Source organism: Alloprevotella rava (genome assembly GCF_014195585.1).
Classification (GTDB): domain Bacteria; phylum Bacteroidota; class Bacteroidia; order Bacteroidales; family Bacteroidaceae; genus Alloprevotella; species Alloprevotella rava.
Genome location: NZ_JACICA010000006.1, coordinates 92,739 through 108,548 on the forward strand (window position 1 = coordinate 92,739; position 15,810 = coordinate 108,548).

General features: G+C 43.0%; 14 protein-coding genes. All 14 read left to right on the top strand.

All coding sequences use genetic code 11. From position 1 onward, the window contains the following. The 14 genes from FHS60_RS06490 (at position 1) to FHS60_RS06555 (ending at position 15,612) form a co-directional block, all read left to right on the top strand. Positions 1-1,113 (top strand): polysaccharide pyruvyl transferase family protein, encoded by a 1,113-nt coding sequence (locus FHS60_RS06490; RefSeq protein ID WP_183696683.1) that lies wholly within the window; start codon positions 1-3, stop codon positions 1,111-1,113. 544 nt (positions 1,114-1,657) lie between these two features. Beyond that, positions 1,658-2,761 (top strand): glycosyltransferase, encoded by a 1,104-nt coding sequence (locus FHS60_RS06495; protein WP_183696686.1) that lies wholly within the window; start codon positions 1,658-1,660, stop codon positions 2,759-2,761. Between the two features lie 54 nt (positions 2,762-2,815). Next, positions 2,816-3,241, top strand: a complete 426-nt coding sequence (locus tag FHS60_RS06500) for a glycosyltransferase (protein ID WP_183696689.1) — start codon at positions 2,816-2,818, stop codon at positions 3,239-3,241. Positions 3,242-3,349: 108 nt separating this feature from the next. After that, entirely contained in the window at positions 3,350-3,904 is a 555-nt protein-coding gene (locus FHS60_RS06505; protein ID WP_338081921.1) for a glycosyltransferase family 4 protein, read from the top strand. Positions 3,905-3,980: 76 nt separating this feature from the next. Then, positions 3,981-5,159: a glycosyltransferase gene (locus FHS60_RS06510; protein WP_183696692.1), complete on the top strand. Its 1,179-nt coding sequence runs from the start codon at positions 3,981-3,983 to the stop codon at positions 5,157-5,159. 7 nt (positions 5,160-5,166) lie between these two features. After that, positions 5,167-6,225, top strand: coding sequence for an EpsG family protein (locus tag FHS60_RS06515; RefSeq protein WP_183696695.1), 1,059 nt, complete (start codon positions 5,167-5,169; stop codon positions 6,223-6,225). A gap of 2 nt (positions 6,226-6,227) precedes the next feature. Next, positions 6,228-7,112 (top strand): glycosyltransferase family 2 protein, encoded by an 885-nt coding sequence (locus FHS60_RS06520; protein ID WP_183696698.1) that lies wholly within the window; start codon positions 6,228-6,230, stop codon positions 7,110-7,112. 489 nt (positions 7,113-7,601) lie between these two features. After that, the gene (locus FHS60_RS06525) at positions 7,602-8,666 is read left to right on the top strand and encodes a glycosyltransferase (RefSeq protein WP_183696701.1); all 1,065 of its coding nucleotides are present in this window, start codon (positions 7,602-7,604) and stop codon (positions 8,664-8,666) included. 2 nt (positions 8,667-8,668) lie between these two features. Further along, on the top strand, positions 8,669-9,736 hold the full coding sequence (locus tag FHS60_RS06530) for a glycosyltransferase (RefSeq protein ID WP_183696704.1): 1,068 nt from the start codon (positions 8,669-8,671) through the stop codon (positions 9,734-9,736). A 22-nt stretch (positions 9,737-9,758) separates the two neighbouring features. Continuing rightward, complete coding sequence (locus FHS60_RS06535; RefSeq protein WP_183696707.1) at positions 9,759-10,907, top strand: glycosyltransferase family 4 protein; 1,149 nt, start codon at positions 9,759-9,761, stop codon at positions 10,905-10,907. Positions 10,908-10,913: 6 nt separating this feature from the next. After that, positions 10,914-11,510, top strand: a complete 597-nt coding sequence (locus FHS60_RS06540) for a GNAT family N-acetyltransferase (protein WP_183696710.1) — start codon at positions 10,914-10,916, stop codon at positions 11,508-11,510. A 22-nt stretch (positions 11,511-11,532) separates the two neighbouring features. Beyond that, positions 11,533-12,219 carry a sugar transferase gene (locus FHS60_RS06545; protein WP_183696714.1) on the top strand — a complete coding sequence of 229 codons (687 nt, stop codon included), beginning with the start codon at positions 11,533-11,535 and terminating at the stop codon, positions 12,217-12,219. A gap of 76 nt (positions 12,220-12,295) precedes the next feature. Further along, positions 12,296-13,534 carry a DegT/DnrJ/EryC1/StrS family aminotransferase gene (locus FHS60_RS06550; protein WP_183696716.1) on the top strand — a complete coding sequence of 413 codons (1,239 nt, stop codon included), beginning with the start codon at positions 12,296-12,298 and terminating at the stop codon, positions 13,532-13,534. A 95-nt stretch (positions 13,535-13,629) separates the two neighbouring features. Continuing rightward, complete coding sequence (locus FHS60_RS06555) at positions 13,630-15,612, top strand: polysaccharide biosynthesis protein (RefSeq protein WP_183696719.1); 1,983 nt, start codon at positions 13,630-13,632, stop codon at positions 15,610-15,612. The last annotated feature ends 198 nt before the right edge of the window (positions 15,613-15,810 follow it).

Here is a 15,810-nt window from a genome sequence, read left to right on the forward strand (position 1 = left end):
ATGAAAATCGGTATCCTCACTTTCTGCAACTCACGCGACAATTACGGACAGATCCTGCAATGTTTTGCTTTGCAGGAATTGCTACGCAATGCGGGACACAATCCGTTTTTAATTCGATATAATGAAGACAGAAGATCTGCGGCTACAGACAAAGGACAGAAAAGCGTCCTGCGCTATCTGAAACACTTCCGCACCTACTATAACCTCTTCTGGCAACAACGAAAAGAAGAGGCTTACTATCAAGAAGAAGCTAAGCACGATCGAATGTTTCGGAACTTTATTAAGGAGCATATCACGACGTCACCTATTATATATGATCGCCTATCTATCATTGACTGTCCACCAGAAGCTGATGCTTACATCTGCGGAAGTGATCAGATTTGGGGTGGAGATTTAGCTTATTACCTAAATTTTGTTCCTACAGGAAGAAAAAAGATAGCATACGCTCCATCTTTTGGTGGAGTATCTAATTTTACCCTCGCCTATCAAGAACAAGTTAAGATGTGTCTGCAAGATTTTTCCTTTATCGGAATGAGGGAGCAATCAGGAGTAAAGACATGTCAAGACATAGGAATTTCAGACGCAATAAAAGTATGTGACCCTACTCTGCTCTTAACAAAAGAAGACTACTGCCGATTGTTACCTTCAGAAAGAATATCGGAGAAGCCGTACGTTCTACTTTATCTCTTAGGTGCTCCCACAAATATAAATGTCAAAGATGTTTATAAAATGGCAGAACAAAGAGGGTTTGAAGTAAAATATATTGCTTCACAGGGGCAATATGATTCTTTCCCCAAAATATACCCATCCATCCCTGACTGGCTAAGACTGATTCGCGATGCAGAATTAGTCATTACCAACTCCTTTCATGGAACTGTCTTTTCCCTCATCAATACAACACCTTTTATAACTGTGCCTCTTATCCATTCTTACAAACGGATGAATACAAGAATCACTGATTTTCTAACAGATATAGGCCTAACAAATAGAATTAGTGAAAAGATAGTTCCGTTAAGTCAAGAAGACATGGATTTTACAACATTCCATACTTACCAACAGGAGTTTGGAACATCCTGCAAAGAAATACTACTCAAAGCTTTAGAAAATAACTAATCATAACTCGCCAAAAGAGGTTCATCCCCGAATTGCGTTGCTACTTTTCTTTACTCATAAATACCTGTATAATTCGGGGATGAACCTAAAATTTTCCCACGAGCGGGTGTATAAATCAGCGTGAACGCCCTTATTGTGTTTGGGAATAGAATAAGGGTGTCAGCTGATAGTCTTATTCTACAAGCTGGCGCGCTTATTGTGGGGAAGGCTGTAAGTAGGATAGCAAAAATTTAGAGGGATGGAAACGCTCCTCCCGCGTGTATTTTTTTGTTGTCACGTCGTCACGTTGTCACACTTTGCGGTTAATAGTTTGAAATACAACATGTTATATGCGTGACAACAGCGTGACAACAAAAAGGGGGATGAAAATTTGTTGTCACACCCTATAAGGGGTTGTCAATCAGATAGTTTTCGTAATCTGTGACAACGTGACAACAAAAAATAACTTTTTATTGGTAGGAGAAGATTTGGTTTATTGTATGAAGAAAGGATAGCACTAATGCCATTCGGGGATGAACCCAAAAAGAGTTTTATTAAATAAAGTATGAAGAAATACCTCTTTATTGATGGCCCACTCGGAGGAGGAGGAGCAGAGCGAGTTTTGATAGATATTCTCCGCAATTTCGATTATTCTCAGTACTCGGTCGATCTCTGTCTTCTTTGCCCTGGTGGACCTCTTGAAAAAGAAATACCAGAACAGGTAAATGTCATTCATCTATGGCCGTCATACACCCTCAGCTTCCGCCTTGCAAACCATCTGTCGAAAGATTTAGGCATCAACTGCCTACTCAAAAAGAAGCTTCGGGATAAATTAGAGGATAAATATGACGTAGTCATTAGTTTTTTAGAAGGAATGCCCCTAAAATTGCATGCTCTCTCGGGGCTTCATGGGAGACATTATTCTTGGGTACATTGCGACTTGTTCAAATTTCCCTACGAAGCGGCTCAATTTAGAAAAGGCGAAGAGTTGAAGATGTATGAGCAAATGGATGCTGTTATCTGTGTGGCTAATGACACAGAGAGGTCGTTTCATAAAAGGTTTCCTGGACTTCAAACAACAACCCGAGTTATATATAACCCCATTGATTTTGAAAAAATCTGCCAAATGGCAGACGAAGAAAACATTATTAATAAGCTTTTCACAGTCGTGGTAATAGGCAGGTTGACTCCTCAAAAAACAATAGACCGGGTGGTGCGGTTGGCTGCAAGACTGAAACAAGAAAACATTCTTGATGTTCAGTTTCAGATAATTGGAGAAGGAGAATTGAAGCATGAACTCGAAGAACAGATTCGAGAATTAGCCGTAACAGATATGGTTTCTCTTTTAGGCTTCAAACAGAACCCGTTCCCCTACATCAAGGCTGCCAACATACTACTAAGTAGCTCTATGGCAGAAGGTTTCGGCCTTGTCATCTGCGAAGCTATGGTTCTCGGAGTTCCTGTCATGTCGACAGAAACCGATGGCCCCCGCGAAATTTTGCAAAACGAATATGGACTACTTTGTCAACACGATGACGAATCCATCTACCAAGCGTTTATGCAAATGTATACAAATGCTGATCTAAGAAGGTCCTTTGCAGACAAAGCCAAAAAACGTGTTGAAAACTTTCGCGTAGAAAATACGGTGAGAGAGATTTACAAGCTGTAATCACTCCTTCCTACATAACATTATTAAAAATACAGGTCTATTTATCTCTTATTTATGGAACTACTGAATAAGCGCATTCTCGTTTGCTCGCACTATAGTGCTCCTTATGCAGGCAACTTTATCAAATCTTTCCTTTTCCTATCCAAATATGTATCTGAAATTGCTTTTGTCTTCCCACCTGAAACAAAAGAAAGGGATTGGATAAAAGACATCAAGCATAAGGTTTATTTCGCATCTCCTGTATCCCCAAAAAACTGCCAAGAACTCGAAAACATCATACAGGATTTCCATCCCGATATAGTTCACTGCAATTTTGAGGGCTATGACATAGCGGCCGTGCAAGCTGTCCGTCACCTCGATATGAAAAAACACTGCAAAGTGGTTTGGCAGCTTCATGATCCTTTATCCTACATTCCGCATCCCATTAAAGCCTTATATCAGAGGTTTTGTTTCTACCGCCATTACGGATACTACGGATGATTTGCTCATATTTTCTCCGTTTCTGAAGAAAATGTAGATTTTGTCCACCGCTTCAACAAACAACCAATTACATTCATCCCTAACGGTACTGATACAGAACGGCTTCATATCACCTTTGAACGCTCTCGAAAACCTTTTATCTTCTTAGCATTCGGCGGGCGAAATATAAGCAAACGTATAGACCTACTCATTCGTGCAGCACAACTGCTCCATAAACAACAAGAACAAAACTTCGAAGTATGGCTTACAAACGGAACGGACACACAGCAAGTGGTTAACGAAAAAGTAGGAAACAATCTCCCCTCCTGGCTCAAGATTGTAGAGCAACAGGCAGATATCAGCCAGTTATACGATAGTGTTTCATGTTTTGTTTCCTCTTCCGAGTTTGAAGGTCTCTCTTATGCCATCATAGAAGCCTCTATATCAGGACTTCCTGTAATACAAAGCGACATTCTTCCAAACATGTGGAACGCAGGGAATCCTTCTACCTTTGTTTTCCATTTTCCAGATATTAAAGACCTTGCAGAGCAGATGAAAAAGGTAATGGAATACGATCCCGCTCAATTAGAAGAACGATGCCGAAAGACCAGCAAGACGAATGCCCACAAATATTCGCTGGAAACTTGGGCAACAAAAGTTATCGACTTCTATCGTTCGTTGTAGCACGTCTCCTTCAAAATCCATAATAGCCTACAGCGCTCCTCTACTTATTTAAGCCCACAGCATTTCACTTCCAATCATGCCACAGGACAACCATAGTAATCCTTCCATTCTTTTCACCATAGGAACACTTGATGGAGGAGGCGTTACAAAAAGCCTGCTCAGCTTATTAGATACTATCGATAAGGAGGAATACAACGTATCGCTACTTATCGGGAGTTATTTAGGAAAATCCGACAAAGATGTACCCGCAGGAGTTCAGATACTAAAGAATAACACTTTATCTCTCCTAACTGAAGGAGTTAGAGGTCTTCCTAAGCTTATCAAAAAGGGACATATCCTTCTGGCTTTAGGAAGCATCCTCCGCATCATTCTTTCTACTATCAACAAAGGCTGGGCAGGATGGTGGCTGTCTCGGCTCATGCCGTCAATAGATAAGGAGGAATACGACTTAATAGTGGACTACAACGGGCAGCACATGCTCTACTACATGATTGACAAGCTACGAGGGAAACACAAAGTGACGTTCTTCCATAGCGACTACCGAAAGTGGCCCTACTACTATGCGATGGACAAGAAATATTTTGAGAAAGCGGACGCTATTTTTACCATTTCAGAAACCTGTGTACAATCGCTTCAAGAGCTCTTTCCCGAAGTGGCAAACAAAGTGAAATTAATGGAAAACATTTCCAATCCGCGCGCCATTAAGCAGAAGTCGCTCGAACATATCGACTTTAAAAGAAAGCACCAATATGTGCTTCTCTCACTGGGGCACATCTGCATAAACAAAGGAAGCGATATTGCATTAGAAGTAGCCGTCCAGCTAAAAAAGAAAGGGATAGATTTCAAATGGCTTTTTGCTGGTTCTATCAGCAAAGATATGGACTATTTACACTACGTTGAACAACGTGACCTAAATGATAACATCCGCTTCTTAGGCCCTGTCAAGAATCCCTATCCATACATCAAAGAAGCTGATATTTTTGTACACCTTTCCCGCTTCGAAGGAAAATCCATCGCTCTTGATGAGGCAAAAATCTTGTGTAAACCTATTGTTGTTACAAACTTCTCCAGCGTACACGATCAATTCGAAGACGGCGTGAATGCCAGCATCTGTGAAATGAATGCAGATAGTGCTACTCAGCATATCCTTGAACTTCTTCACGATAAGAACCTACAAGATAAATACATCCAGTATCTCAAAAATCATATTTCCGATAATACGCAGGAAGTGAACAAACTTCTCAACTACCTATAAAAACAATATGAAAGAAGCTCTACTTTTATATATCAACGCTTTTACTTATTGCAGCTTCCTCTTAGCACTTTGCTACACACTCTATATTGCTAATAAGGACAAACTTCAAAAGGACAATCAAATACCTGTTCTTTTTATCTTTGCCATACTGGTTTTCTATATAGGAACATTTCCTTACAAGGGATTAGGAGGAGACCGTGAACTCTACGCACAAGGTTTTCTACAGGCCACAGAATGGAAAGCAAATCGTGACGTACTATTTATGGCCTATAACTACTTCTGCCGAAAAATTATGGGGCTTGATTTGTGGCTTTCCTTAACGGGTTTTCTCTACGTCCTGGGCATCTATCAACTGAGTCGCAAGAAATGTAAGGTAGAGTCTACAGCTCTCTTTGTTGGCTACATCACATTCCTTTTCTTCAGTGCATATGCTGTCAACACTATGCGAGCTGGTTTAGCTGCATCACTTTTATTATACGCGTTAGTTTGGCGAGATTCTAACAAACCCATATATTTTTCTCTTCTCTTCTGCGCCACTCAGATACACTCTTCTATGTGGCTTCCAGTCTTGGCATTAGTTCTATCACTTTATTATAAAAACACAAAAGTATATTTCTACTTTTGGCTTCTCTGCATTCCCTTGTCTTACTTTGCTGGAAGCTATTTCCAACAACTTGCGCAACCTTTGGTGACTGACTTCACTCAGCTAAACATCAAGGGGTATCTCATTGAAAAAGATAAGATGTATAAATCTGGATTTCGATTCGACTTTATCATATACAGTCTGATTCCAGCCCTTCTTGCCTATTACTATATCTACAAGAAAAAAGTTAAGGATTCTTTTTATACCAACATCATTAATACCTATCTGATAGCTAACGGAATCTGGATATTGGTGATTCGAGCAAACTTCTCTGATCGCTTCGGGTACCTTTCATGGATTTTCATCCCACTCCTATTGCTCTATCCCGTTCTCAACTACAAACTCTGGCCAAAGCAACAACAGAAAATAGGCGGGATAATTCTGCTACAAGCACTCTTTACCTTCTTTATCAACATCCGATAGCCATGAACCAACCCTCTATAACAATTGTAACCCCAACTTACAACCGGGCACACACGTTGCCTCAGCTCTACGATAGTCTCTGCCAACAAACGAACCAGAACTTCGACTGGCTCATTATCGATGATGGCAGCAATGATAACACTAAAGAGTTATGCCAGGAGTTTGCAGGGCAAAACTTCAAGGTGCAATATATCTACAAAGACAATGGCGGAAAACACACCGCTCTCAATCTTGCCATTGATATTGTCACAACAGAGTTGTTCTTCATCGTTGATAGCGATGATTTTCTTACTGTGGATGCCATACAAACTATTCTCAACGATTGGGAAACCATAAAAGATAAAGACCTCTGCGGTATTTCATACCTTCGTGGATATTCCGCAGACGCTGTTATCGGCGACAAACACCCCAAAGATCATGTTATAGACAACTTCAATCAAGTTCGATTCAATCAACACATTGACGGCGATAAAGCAGAAGTATGGGTAACTGAATGCTTAAAAGAATATAGATTTCCGGTTTTTGAAGGAGAACGATTTATGGGAGAGAGTTGGATGTGGGCGCAATTAGCCTTCAAACGAGACATGCTGATGGTCAACAAAATCATCTACATTACCGAATATCTCGAAGGAGGGCTTTCGCGCTCAGGCAGGACTTTGCGAATCAAATGTCCGCAAGGAGGAATTGAAAATGCAATCATAGGTATGAATCCTGTATTCAATATAAGCATTAGGATAAAACACGCCTTGCTCTTCATTGCCTATAGCTTCTTTGCCCATAAAAGGTTCTCTGACATATTGAAGCCTCCCTACAAAAAACTTATCGGGCTATTGCTTCCTGCAGGATGGCTGCTTTATAAATATTGGGACAAGAGATTTGCCAACTAATCAATAAGGTTTTTCAAAAAGAAGAAAATGAAAAAAGCCTTTTGAGAAACTTTCTTTCCTTTTCTTTGACAATGGGTTTTCTCATTCTGGAAATGAACATTACAAAGAATTAAAAGAAAAAGTTCTTGAATAGAACTGAAAAATATTATTCTCTTGAAGCGTAGCATTGTTTTCGACTGAAAATTAACAAAAGAAGGAGGATTTTGCATAAAATCAGCGGCCAACACGTGCCCGATAGCACGTGTTTTTCTTTATTCTGTCAGCTGATACAATAAGGCTGTCAGCTGACATCCTTATTGTGTTCGTAAATATCCTTATTGTATTTCCAGTTTCTCAAGAAGAAAATAAGACTCCACCCCAAGAAGGGACAAATTGTCCTATTCTTATGATGCTTCAAAATGGCGTTCGTTTTGATCGCTGGAAAAGAAATTGATTTTGAAGCCACTCTCGAAGCCGTAGACTGCGAATAATTTTTCCAAAATCAACCTCATGCAAGTAATCATTGATCCTCGATTGAGATTCAATTATGCCTCTTGGTATTTATTAGGCATATACAAAGTATTTGGAAAGCAAAATATCTCTTTCGATGTCAAACCATTTACGTCCATCTCTTATCATTCCGTTAGAGACTACAATAGTGGATTTGCTTTTATCGTTCAGAATGAAGATAGAGTTAAAAAAATCTTTATAGATACTGAAGACCAAGCCATTATTTTTAAAGACAGATATGAATGGTGCGACATATATGGAATGGTTAATCCAACTTCCCAACAAGTACGCGACTATCCCAAGCTCACTGCCATTGGGCCACAATTTGGTATCAGTTTAGCATCATGGGCAGGAACAATCAAACACTGTATCAACTTAATCCTGAAAGGTGGGATACATACTGATTTACCCCTAAAGTTATATATCCGGGATTGTCTATACTCTAAAATTCGAAGGAGACCTCTTCGATTGTATACACAGCCCCATGAAGTAACAAAAAATTATATCTTTCACGCCAGCACCTTATGGTATGGCTCACATGAAGTAAATTATACAAACAGATTTCGAGGGGAGTTTCTCAAAGCCGCTCATAAGGCAGGATTGAAAATAGAAGGAGGTTTTTATTATTTAGATACTCCCGATGTGGTTCAACAAATGCCAGATTATCCCAAATATAAAGAAGAATACAAGGACTTTCTATACAATAAAAGATTGTCTATGGACGATTACATAAAGAAAACTTTGGAGAGCGTCGTTGTATTCAACACCCCATCTGTTTGCTCGTGTCATGGATGGAAATTAGGAGAGTATCTCTGTATGGGTAAGGCCATTATTTCCACACCCTTAACAAGAGAATTGCCTTTTCCTTTAGAGCATGGAGAAAATATCCACTTTGTTTCCTCTACAGAAGAACTGTACGATGCCATTGTTAAAATCAATACCGACGAGGCATATCGAAACAAATTAGAAAAAGGAGCAAAACACTACTATATGCAATGGCTTGCTCCCGAGAAAGTGATAGAAAGATTATTCTCCAAGGTAACAGAACATAATAAAAATAAGTAATTATGAAAATCCTGCAAGTTATCACCTCGCTGTTGCCTGGCGGAGCGGAAAAGATCGTTACAGACCTTAGTTTAGGCCTAAAAGCTCGCTCCCATGAAGTAGACATTGCAGTGTTCGAGGGGAGCGACACACCCTTTAAACAAAGACTGGAACAAAACGACTGCAGAGTTTTCTATTTAGGCCACTCTTTCTATTCTCCGCTCAACATACCTGCCCTCAGACGCATGGTTGCTGACTACGACATCGTACATTCTCACAACTCATCGCCTCAGCTCTTCACGGCTATTGCTGCTTACGGAAAGAACATCCCCATTGTCACGACAGAGCATAATACAACTAACCGAAAACGACAGCACAAACTTTTAGCGTTTGTTGACCGCTGTATGTACAAACACTACACACATATTGTTTGTATTAGTCCTCTTACCCACACATTGCTCTTGCAACATCTCGGTTCTTGCTCAACCCCTTGTTCTGTTATTCCAAATGGCATCGACGTAGCCTCTTTCCACGAAGCCAGCGGTAACAACATCTCACGAGATCCAAATAAAACAATCATCACAGAAGTAGCTGGTTTTCGCCCACAGAAAGATCAAGACACCCTACTACGAGCTTTGGCCTTACTCCCTACAAATCAATTTGAAGTGTGGCTGGTAGGCGATGGTGAACGCAGAGCTAAACTCGAAGAGTTGGTGCACGAATTACATATAGAAAAAGCAGTAAAGTTTTGGGGCTTACGCGATGATATCCCGCAACTACTAAAAGCCTCCGATATTATCTGCATGAGTTCCCACTACGAGGGGCTCTCACTTTCAAGTATCGAGGGAATGAGTGTCGGTCGTCCTTTCGTGGCCAGCGATGTGAACGGTTTACACGAAATAACAGAAGGAGCAGGCCTGCTCTTTCCTCATCAAGATGCTCAGGCCTTAGCCACTCTGCTCAGCCAATTAGCCAATGATCCTACGTTTGCTAACGACATAGCTCAGCGTTGCTACCAACGCGCATTACAATTCGACCTCCAGAAAATGGTCGATGCCTACGAAACGCTTTATCGCAATATTCTACAATAAAAAAGACTCGTTCCTATTCAAGATGTCAAAACCTAAACTCCTACGCGTCACTACACACGACATCAGTCTCAACGGACTGCTGAAAGGACAACTCCGTTTTCTCAGTCAATACTTTGAGGTTGTCGGGGTGGCAGCAGATACGGGAGAGCTGCAAGAGGTGGCAAAGAGAGAAGGGATTCGCGTTATCGAAGTGCCCATGCATAGAGAGATTTCGCTCTGGGCGGATCTTTCGTGTTTATGGACTTTGTGGCGGTTGTTCCGCAAAGAGCGACCAGATATTGTTCATGCCAATACGCCAAAAGGTTCATTACTCTCAATGATTGCTGCCTGGATGGCGAGAATTCCTGTCCGCATCTACACTGTCACAGGACTACGCTACCAAGGCGTGACAGGGAAATTCAGATGGCTACTGCAGTCTATGGAAAAGCTGACGTGCCGTTTTGCTACGGACGTAATCCCTGAAGGAAAAGGCGTCTTAAACGCGCTGAGAGAAGACGGTATCACCCAAAAACCTTTGGAAGTTGTCTTGAATGGCAATATAAATGGTGTGGACATCTCTTACTTTTCCGTTCAAGAATACCCTGCTAACAGAGCGCAGGCAAGAAGAGAACTGAACATTTCTCCCGATGATTTCACGTTCGTCTTTATAGGCAGAATTGTGGCGGATAAGGGCATGAACGAATTAGCTTCTTGTATGCGACGCCTCAAAGGACGGTGCAAGCTAATTCTTGTAGGTAGTTTTGAAAGCACGCTCGACCCACTGAAAGAAGATAATGAAGATTTCTTCAAAACTTCTCCTGACGTTCGGTTTGTGGGCTGGCAAACAGACATTCGTCCATACTTGATTGCCGCTGATGCCTTAGTTTTTCCTTCCTATCGCGAAGGCTTCCCCAATGTTGTATTACAAGCCGGCGCGATGGAATTACCCGCCATCGTTACGGACATAAATGGGGCGAACGAGATCATCGTGGACGGGCAAAACGGCATTATCATTCCGCCGAAAGACGAGGAGGCGCTCTACAACGCAATGGTTTCTTTCATTGAAGAACCTCAACGCATTTCATCAATGACTGCTAAAGCGAGAGAAATGGTATGCACCCGCTTTTCTCAACAAGAGGTTTGGAATGCGTTGCATGAAAGATATAAGAAAATGCTCCTCAATAACAAATAAAACGCTATGCTCTACGCGCTTGCACATTTTTTGAGAGATAAAACGCCATGGGTCTGGGATTTGGTGAACTGGATCAATTCTTTCCTCTTCTCTATAAGATATGGGCAGAAACTCAAGGAGGTCGAAAAGTCGCTCCATCAAGAAAGGAATGAAAGCCTAAAAATTGTACGCCTCTCTGATGTTCCAACAGAGGACATGGTTCACTTCTTTCAACAGCAACCCGAAGAAGCGTTTCGATTCTTTAAGCCGCATGGATTTACGGCAGATGCCATTCGTAAGCTTCAGCGCAATAAAGCTTTCTTAGGATACGTTCTCTTAGAAAAAGAAAGCGGACACATTGCCGGGTATTGCTTTAATCGTAGTTTCTTCTTTGGTAAAGGATTTAGAGGCCGAATCGTAGATATAAATCATAGAGGCCAAGGGTTAGGCACTTGCATGAATAAGATTCTCAACGAAGTAGGTTTCGGAATCGGTCTTCGTCTTTTCGAAACAGTTTCTAAAGACAATATCGCATCCTATCGTTCTGCTCTTTCTGCCAGTAATGTTCGAGTTGTAAAAGAACTGGAAGACAACGACCTCTATCTTGAAATTCTTCCTAACTAATAAGTTTTCAATCTCTCCACCAATGATATTAAAATACATCTTTGACCGATTGGTTTCGCTCATTGGTATGATATGCCTTTGCTGGCTCTATCTTCTCGTGGCCATACTCATCAAAGTGAAAATGCCTGGTCCGGTGCTGTTTGTACAGCAGCGGGTGGGACGCAACGGAAAGATATTCCGCTGCCACAAATTCCGATCAATGAGTGTCTCAAAAACATCGGCCACTGCTTCTAAGAACTCTACCCAAAGCTCTATTGCATCCGAAGAACAAAGCCGCATCACACCACTGGGAGAAAAGCTCCGGCGCTATAAGATTGATGAATTGCCCGAACTTTGGGACGTATTTATTGGAAAGATGAGTTTTGTGGGACCTCGACCAGATGTTCCTGGATACGCAGACCAGCTGACAGGCACCGATCGCGATGTGCTCCAACTCCGACCAGGAATCACAGGTCCTGCATCCCTCAAATATCGCAATGAGGAGGAGCTACTGGCTAATATCGCCGAAAGACTCAAACAAGAAGAAGTCCTCTGTATCAATGGCTTTGAAATTCGTTCTGTTCAAGAGTATAACGATCGCATTATCTATCCCGATAAAATCCGACTCAACTACTACTATTTTCACCACTATAGTTTCATCCAAGACATACAAATGATTGTCGCGACCGTCTTCGGAAAACAAATTGAGTATGCAGGAGAGAAAATCTGAAAGCTCATTACGCAATATAATCTTATCATATAATCTATCTCCCAATCCAACTATAACAAAAATCAACCATTAAGATATGAATAGAATCTACTTGTGCTTAGCTCACATGAGCGGCAACGAAATGCAGTATATCCAAGAGGCGTTTGACACCAACTGGGTCGTGCCTCTCGGCCCAAACGTGAACGGATTTGAGAAAGACCTCGAAACATACGTTGGACAGGACAAAAAGGTGGTGGCATTATCTGCAGGAACGGCTGCGGTTCATTTGTCGCTACTTGCCCTTGGAGTGACGGCTGGCGATGAAGTCATCTGCCAGAGTTTCACGTTCTGCGCGTCCAGTCACCCTGTTACCTACTTGGGTGCAAAGCCCGTATTCATTGATTCGGAAAAGGAATCCTGGAATATGGACCCCGCCCTGCTCGAAGAGGCTATCAAAGACCGCATGGCTAAAACGGGGCGCAAGCCGAAAGCCATCATCCCCGTCTATCTCTATGGAATGCCGGGCCGCATCGATGAGATTTTGGAAATTGCTCGCAAATACGACATCCCTGTCGTTGAAGATGCTGCCGAGGGATTCGGCTCACGTTTCGACGGACAGGCAGTCGGCACTTTTGGAGAATACGGCGTGCTCTCCTTCAACGGTAACAAGATGATCACCACTTCAGGTGGAGGCGCGCTGATCTGCCCCACGGAAGAGGCTAAAAACCGCGTGATGTTCTTTGCCACCCAAGCGCGCGAAGCTTACCCCTACTACCAACACGAAGAAATTGGCTACAACTATCGTATGTCAAACATCTGTGCGGGCATCGGGCGCGGACAGATGACCATATTGGATGAACACATCAACCACCACAAGCACGTGGCTCAGCTCTACGCCGAACTCCTGCGTGATGTAGAGGGCATTGATGTACACTTGAATCCTAACAATCGCTACGACTCAAACTATTGGCTGAGCACCATTACTATTTCTCCCGACCTCCATATCAAAGGAGAAGAAGAAGCCTACAAGACGGCAGTTGAAGGCGCTGTGGGCGGAGCAGCTGGCGTGGTTCACGCAGGAGGTTCGTTGCACACGGAACTAGAACCAAACCGCAACGTGGAAGCGCTGCGCGTATGGCTTGACAAGGCAGGTATAGAAAGTCGCCCACTTTGGAAACCGATGCACGCGCAACCTTGCTACAAAGATGCACCGCGCTATGTCAACGGCACATCTGACGAACTCTTCCGCGTAGGTATGTGCCTGCCCAGCGGCCCTTATGTTTCGGACGACGATGTCCGCCGCATTGTCGAAACCATCAAAGCTGCCATTCTTTAATTCCTCTAAGAAAGTCAGACAGAATTGACCTCTCAAGGAGACTTTCTGGCTGAGAAAATATCTATCCTTTGTAACCTATCTTTTTTACCATTCCTATGTCTTTCTTACATAAATTTTCCCATTGGTATTTCAATAAGAAGGCACTGCCCTATTGGGCTATCGTTTTAGCCGACAGCATCATTATCATATTGGCTTATGCCGTCACCTATTTCATCTTTCGCCCGCAACTGCTCTATTGGCCTGACTACGGTCTTTCTGCAGAACGCCTTGAATTGATAGGGTGGATCAGTGTACGCCTTCTCATTTTCCTCGTACCATATCTCATCGGTATGCGGATCTTCAAGACGTATGCTGACATTTTCCGTTATTCATCGTTTATTGATCTCCTTCGGGTTGTCGGTGCCATGAGCATAGGAGGTATCTTGGCTTGGATGCTCCACTACCCCCTGTTTGTCTCCCGACAGTTTTATATCCAAAACATTCGCAGCTTTGAGGCCAATATCCGCACCCGGGACATCCTTGTAGCCACAATTGCTGCCACCTTCCTGCTCTGGCTCACACGCATGATCGTCAAGTCGCTCTATGAAGTGAGTTTTACTCGAGCTGAAGCTAAATCGGCTTTCATCTACGGCGTGAAAGGCGGTGGCATCAGCATCGCTAAGAGCATTCGCAACATGAAGCCCCAGCAGTTTGCCCTCCGCGGTTTTGTGACTGACGACAAAGGCGAAGCCAACCATGTGCTTATGGGGCAGCGCGTATATTTTCTGGACGATAAGCTGATACCTTTGATGAAAGAGCGCGACATTAAAGTATTGCTTGTGTCGCCCTTATGTAGTAATGCTCTCCGCCAAAACCAAGCATTCCAAGATGCACTCATCGAAGCCGATATCCGCATTCTCATGATGCCCAAGGCCGAGGAATGGAAAGAAGGCGATAAGATTGAGCCACTAAAAGAGGTAAAAATCGAGGACCTCCTCCCTCGCAATGAAATCCAGGTGGACATGGACGCTGTCGGGACCATGCTGCGCGGGAAAAGTATCCTCATCACGGGTTCGGCAGGTTCCATTGGCTCAGAAATGGTACGGCAGATTGCCACCTATCAGCCAAAGCGAATGATTCTCATCGACCAGGCCGAGACGCCTCAACACGATATCCGACTGATGATGAAGAACGAATGGCCCGATATCCAAACCGAAACCATCGTGACGAATATCTGCCACCGCGACCGCATAGAGCAAATTTTCAGCACTTATTGCCCCGACTATGTCTTCCATGCTGCGGCCTACAAACACGTGCCCATGATGGAAAATAATCCTTCAGAAGCTGTTCAGAACAACATCGAAGGCACACGCATCATTGCAGATATGTCCGTAAAATACGGGGTAAAGAAATTCGTCATGATATCTACAGACAAGGCTGTGAACCCTACAAACGTCATGGGGTGCTCCAAACGCATCTGCGAGATTTATGTGCAGAGCCTCAACCATGCTGAAAAGGACGGCATAGTAGAGGGACAGACGCAGTTCGTTACGACGCGCTTCGGCAACGTACTTGGCTCTAACGGTTCAGTCATTCCCCTCTTCCGTCGCCAAATTCAAGCCGGAGGGCCCGTCACTGTAACTCATCCGGACATCATTCGCTTCTTCATGCTCATCCCCGAAGCCTGCAAATTGGTGCTCGAAGCTGGCACACACGGTAAAGGTGGCGAAATCTTCGTCTTCGATATGGGCAAACCGGTACGCATTGCCGACATGGCTAAACGTATGATCAAACTGAGCGGAGCGCAAGGCGTGAAAATTCAATATACAGGGCTGCGCGACGGCGAAAAGCTCTACGAAGAAGTGCTCAATAACGAAGAAGAATCGAAACCCACTTTTCACAAGAAAATCCGTATCGCTGCTGTGCGCGAGTATGACTACACGGAAGCTCAACAGCAAATCGATGCGCTCGTGGCTGCCAGCCATGAGTTCAACGATATGGAGACGGTGCGCATCATGAAGCAAATCGTACCAGAATATAAAAGTCAGCATTCAAAATATGAAGAGCTGGACAAAACGACAGAAGTAGAAACCAACTGATACCGATTCGTTTCTACACAAGCGCCTAAAAGGCATCCCCACTTCTAAGGCTGCCAACTGACACACCTTTCTCGTCAGTTGGCAGCCTTTTTTGATACTAAACGAAAAATAGTTTTCGACACTCTTCGAATAAAAAAGAAGAAGATAGCAACCCTTAATCAAATCTCAGAGCAGTCAGAGCGATCTGAAACACCAAGT

Bases quoted from the DNA above. Each gene is read 5' to 3' on its own strand.
- FHS60_RS06490 (WP_183696683.1), top strand. From the start codon at position 1: ATGAAAATCGGTATCCTCACTTTCTGCAACTCACGCGACAATTACGGA.
- FHS60_RS06495 (WP_183696686.1), top strand. From the start codon at position 1,658: ATGAAGAAATACCTCTTTATTGATGGCCCACTCGGAGGAGGAGGAGCA.
- FHS60_RS06500 (WP_183696689.1), top strand. From the start codon at position 2,816: ATGGAACTACTGAATAAGCGCATTCTCGTTTGCTCGCACTATAGTGCT.
- FHS60_RS06510 (WP_183696692.1), top strand. From the start codon at position 3,981: ATGCCACAGGACAACCATAGTAATCCTTCCATTCTTTTCACCATAGGA.
- FHS60_RS06515 (WP_183696695.1), top strand. From the start codon at position 5,167: ATGAAAGAAGCTCTACTTTTATATATCAACGCTTTTACTTATTGCAGC.
- FHS60_RS06520 (WP_183696698.1), top strand. From the start codon at position 6,228: ATGAACCAACCCTCTATAACAATTGTAACCCCAACTTACAACCGGGCA.
- FHS60_RS06525 (WP_183696701.1), top strand. From the start codon at position 7,602: ATGCAAGTAATCATTGATCCTCGATTGAGATTCAATTATGCCTCTTGG.
- FHS60_RS06530 (WP_183696704.1), top strand. From the start codon at position 8,669: ATGAAAATCCTGCAAGTTATCACCTCGCTGTTGCCTGGCGGAGCGGAA.
- FHS60_RS06535 (WP_183696707.1), top strand. From the start codon at position 9,759: ATGTCAAAACCTAAACTCCTACGCGTCACTACACACGACATCAGTCTC.
- FHS60_RS06540 (WP_183696710.1), top strand. From the start codon at position 10,914: ATGCTCTACGCGCTTGCACATTTTTTGAGAGATAAAACGCCATGGGTC.
- FHS60_RS06545 (WP_183696714.1), top strand. From the start codon at position 11,533: ATGATATTAAAATACATCTTTGACCGATTGGTTTCGCTCATTGGTATG.
- FHS60_RS06550 (WP_183696716.1), top strand. From the start codon at position 12,296: ATGAATAGAATCTACTTGTGCTTAGCTCACATGAGCGGCAACGAAATG.
- FHS60_RS06555 (WP_183696719.1), top strand. From the start codon at position 13,630: ATGTCTTTCTTACATAAATTTTCCCATTGGTATTTCAATAAGAAGGCA.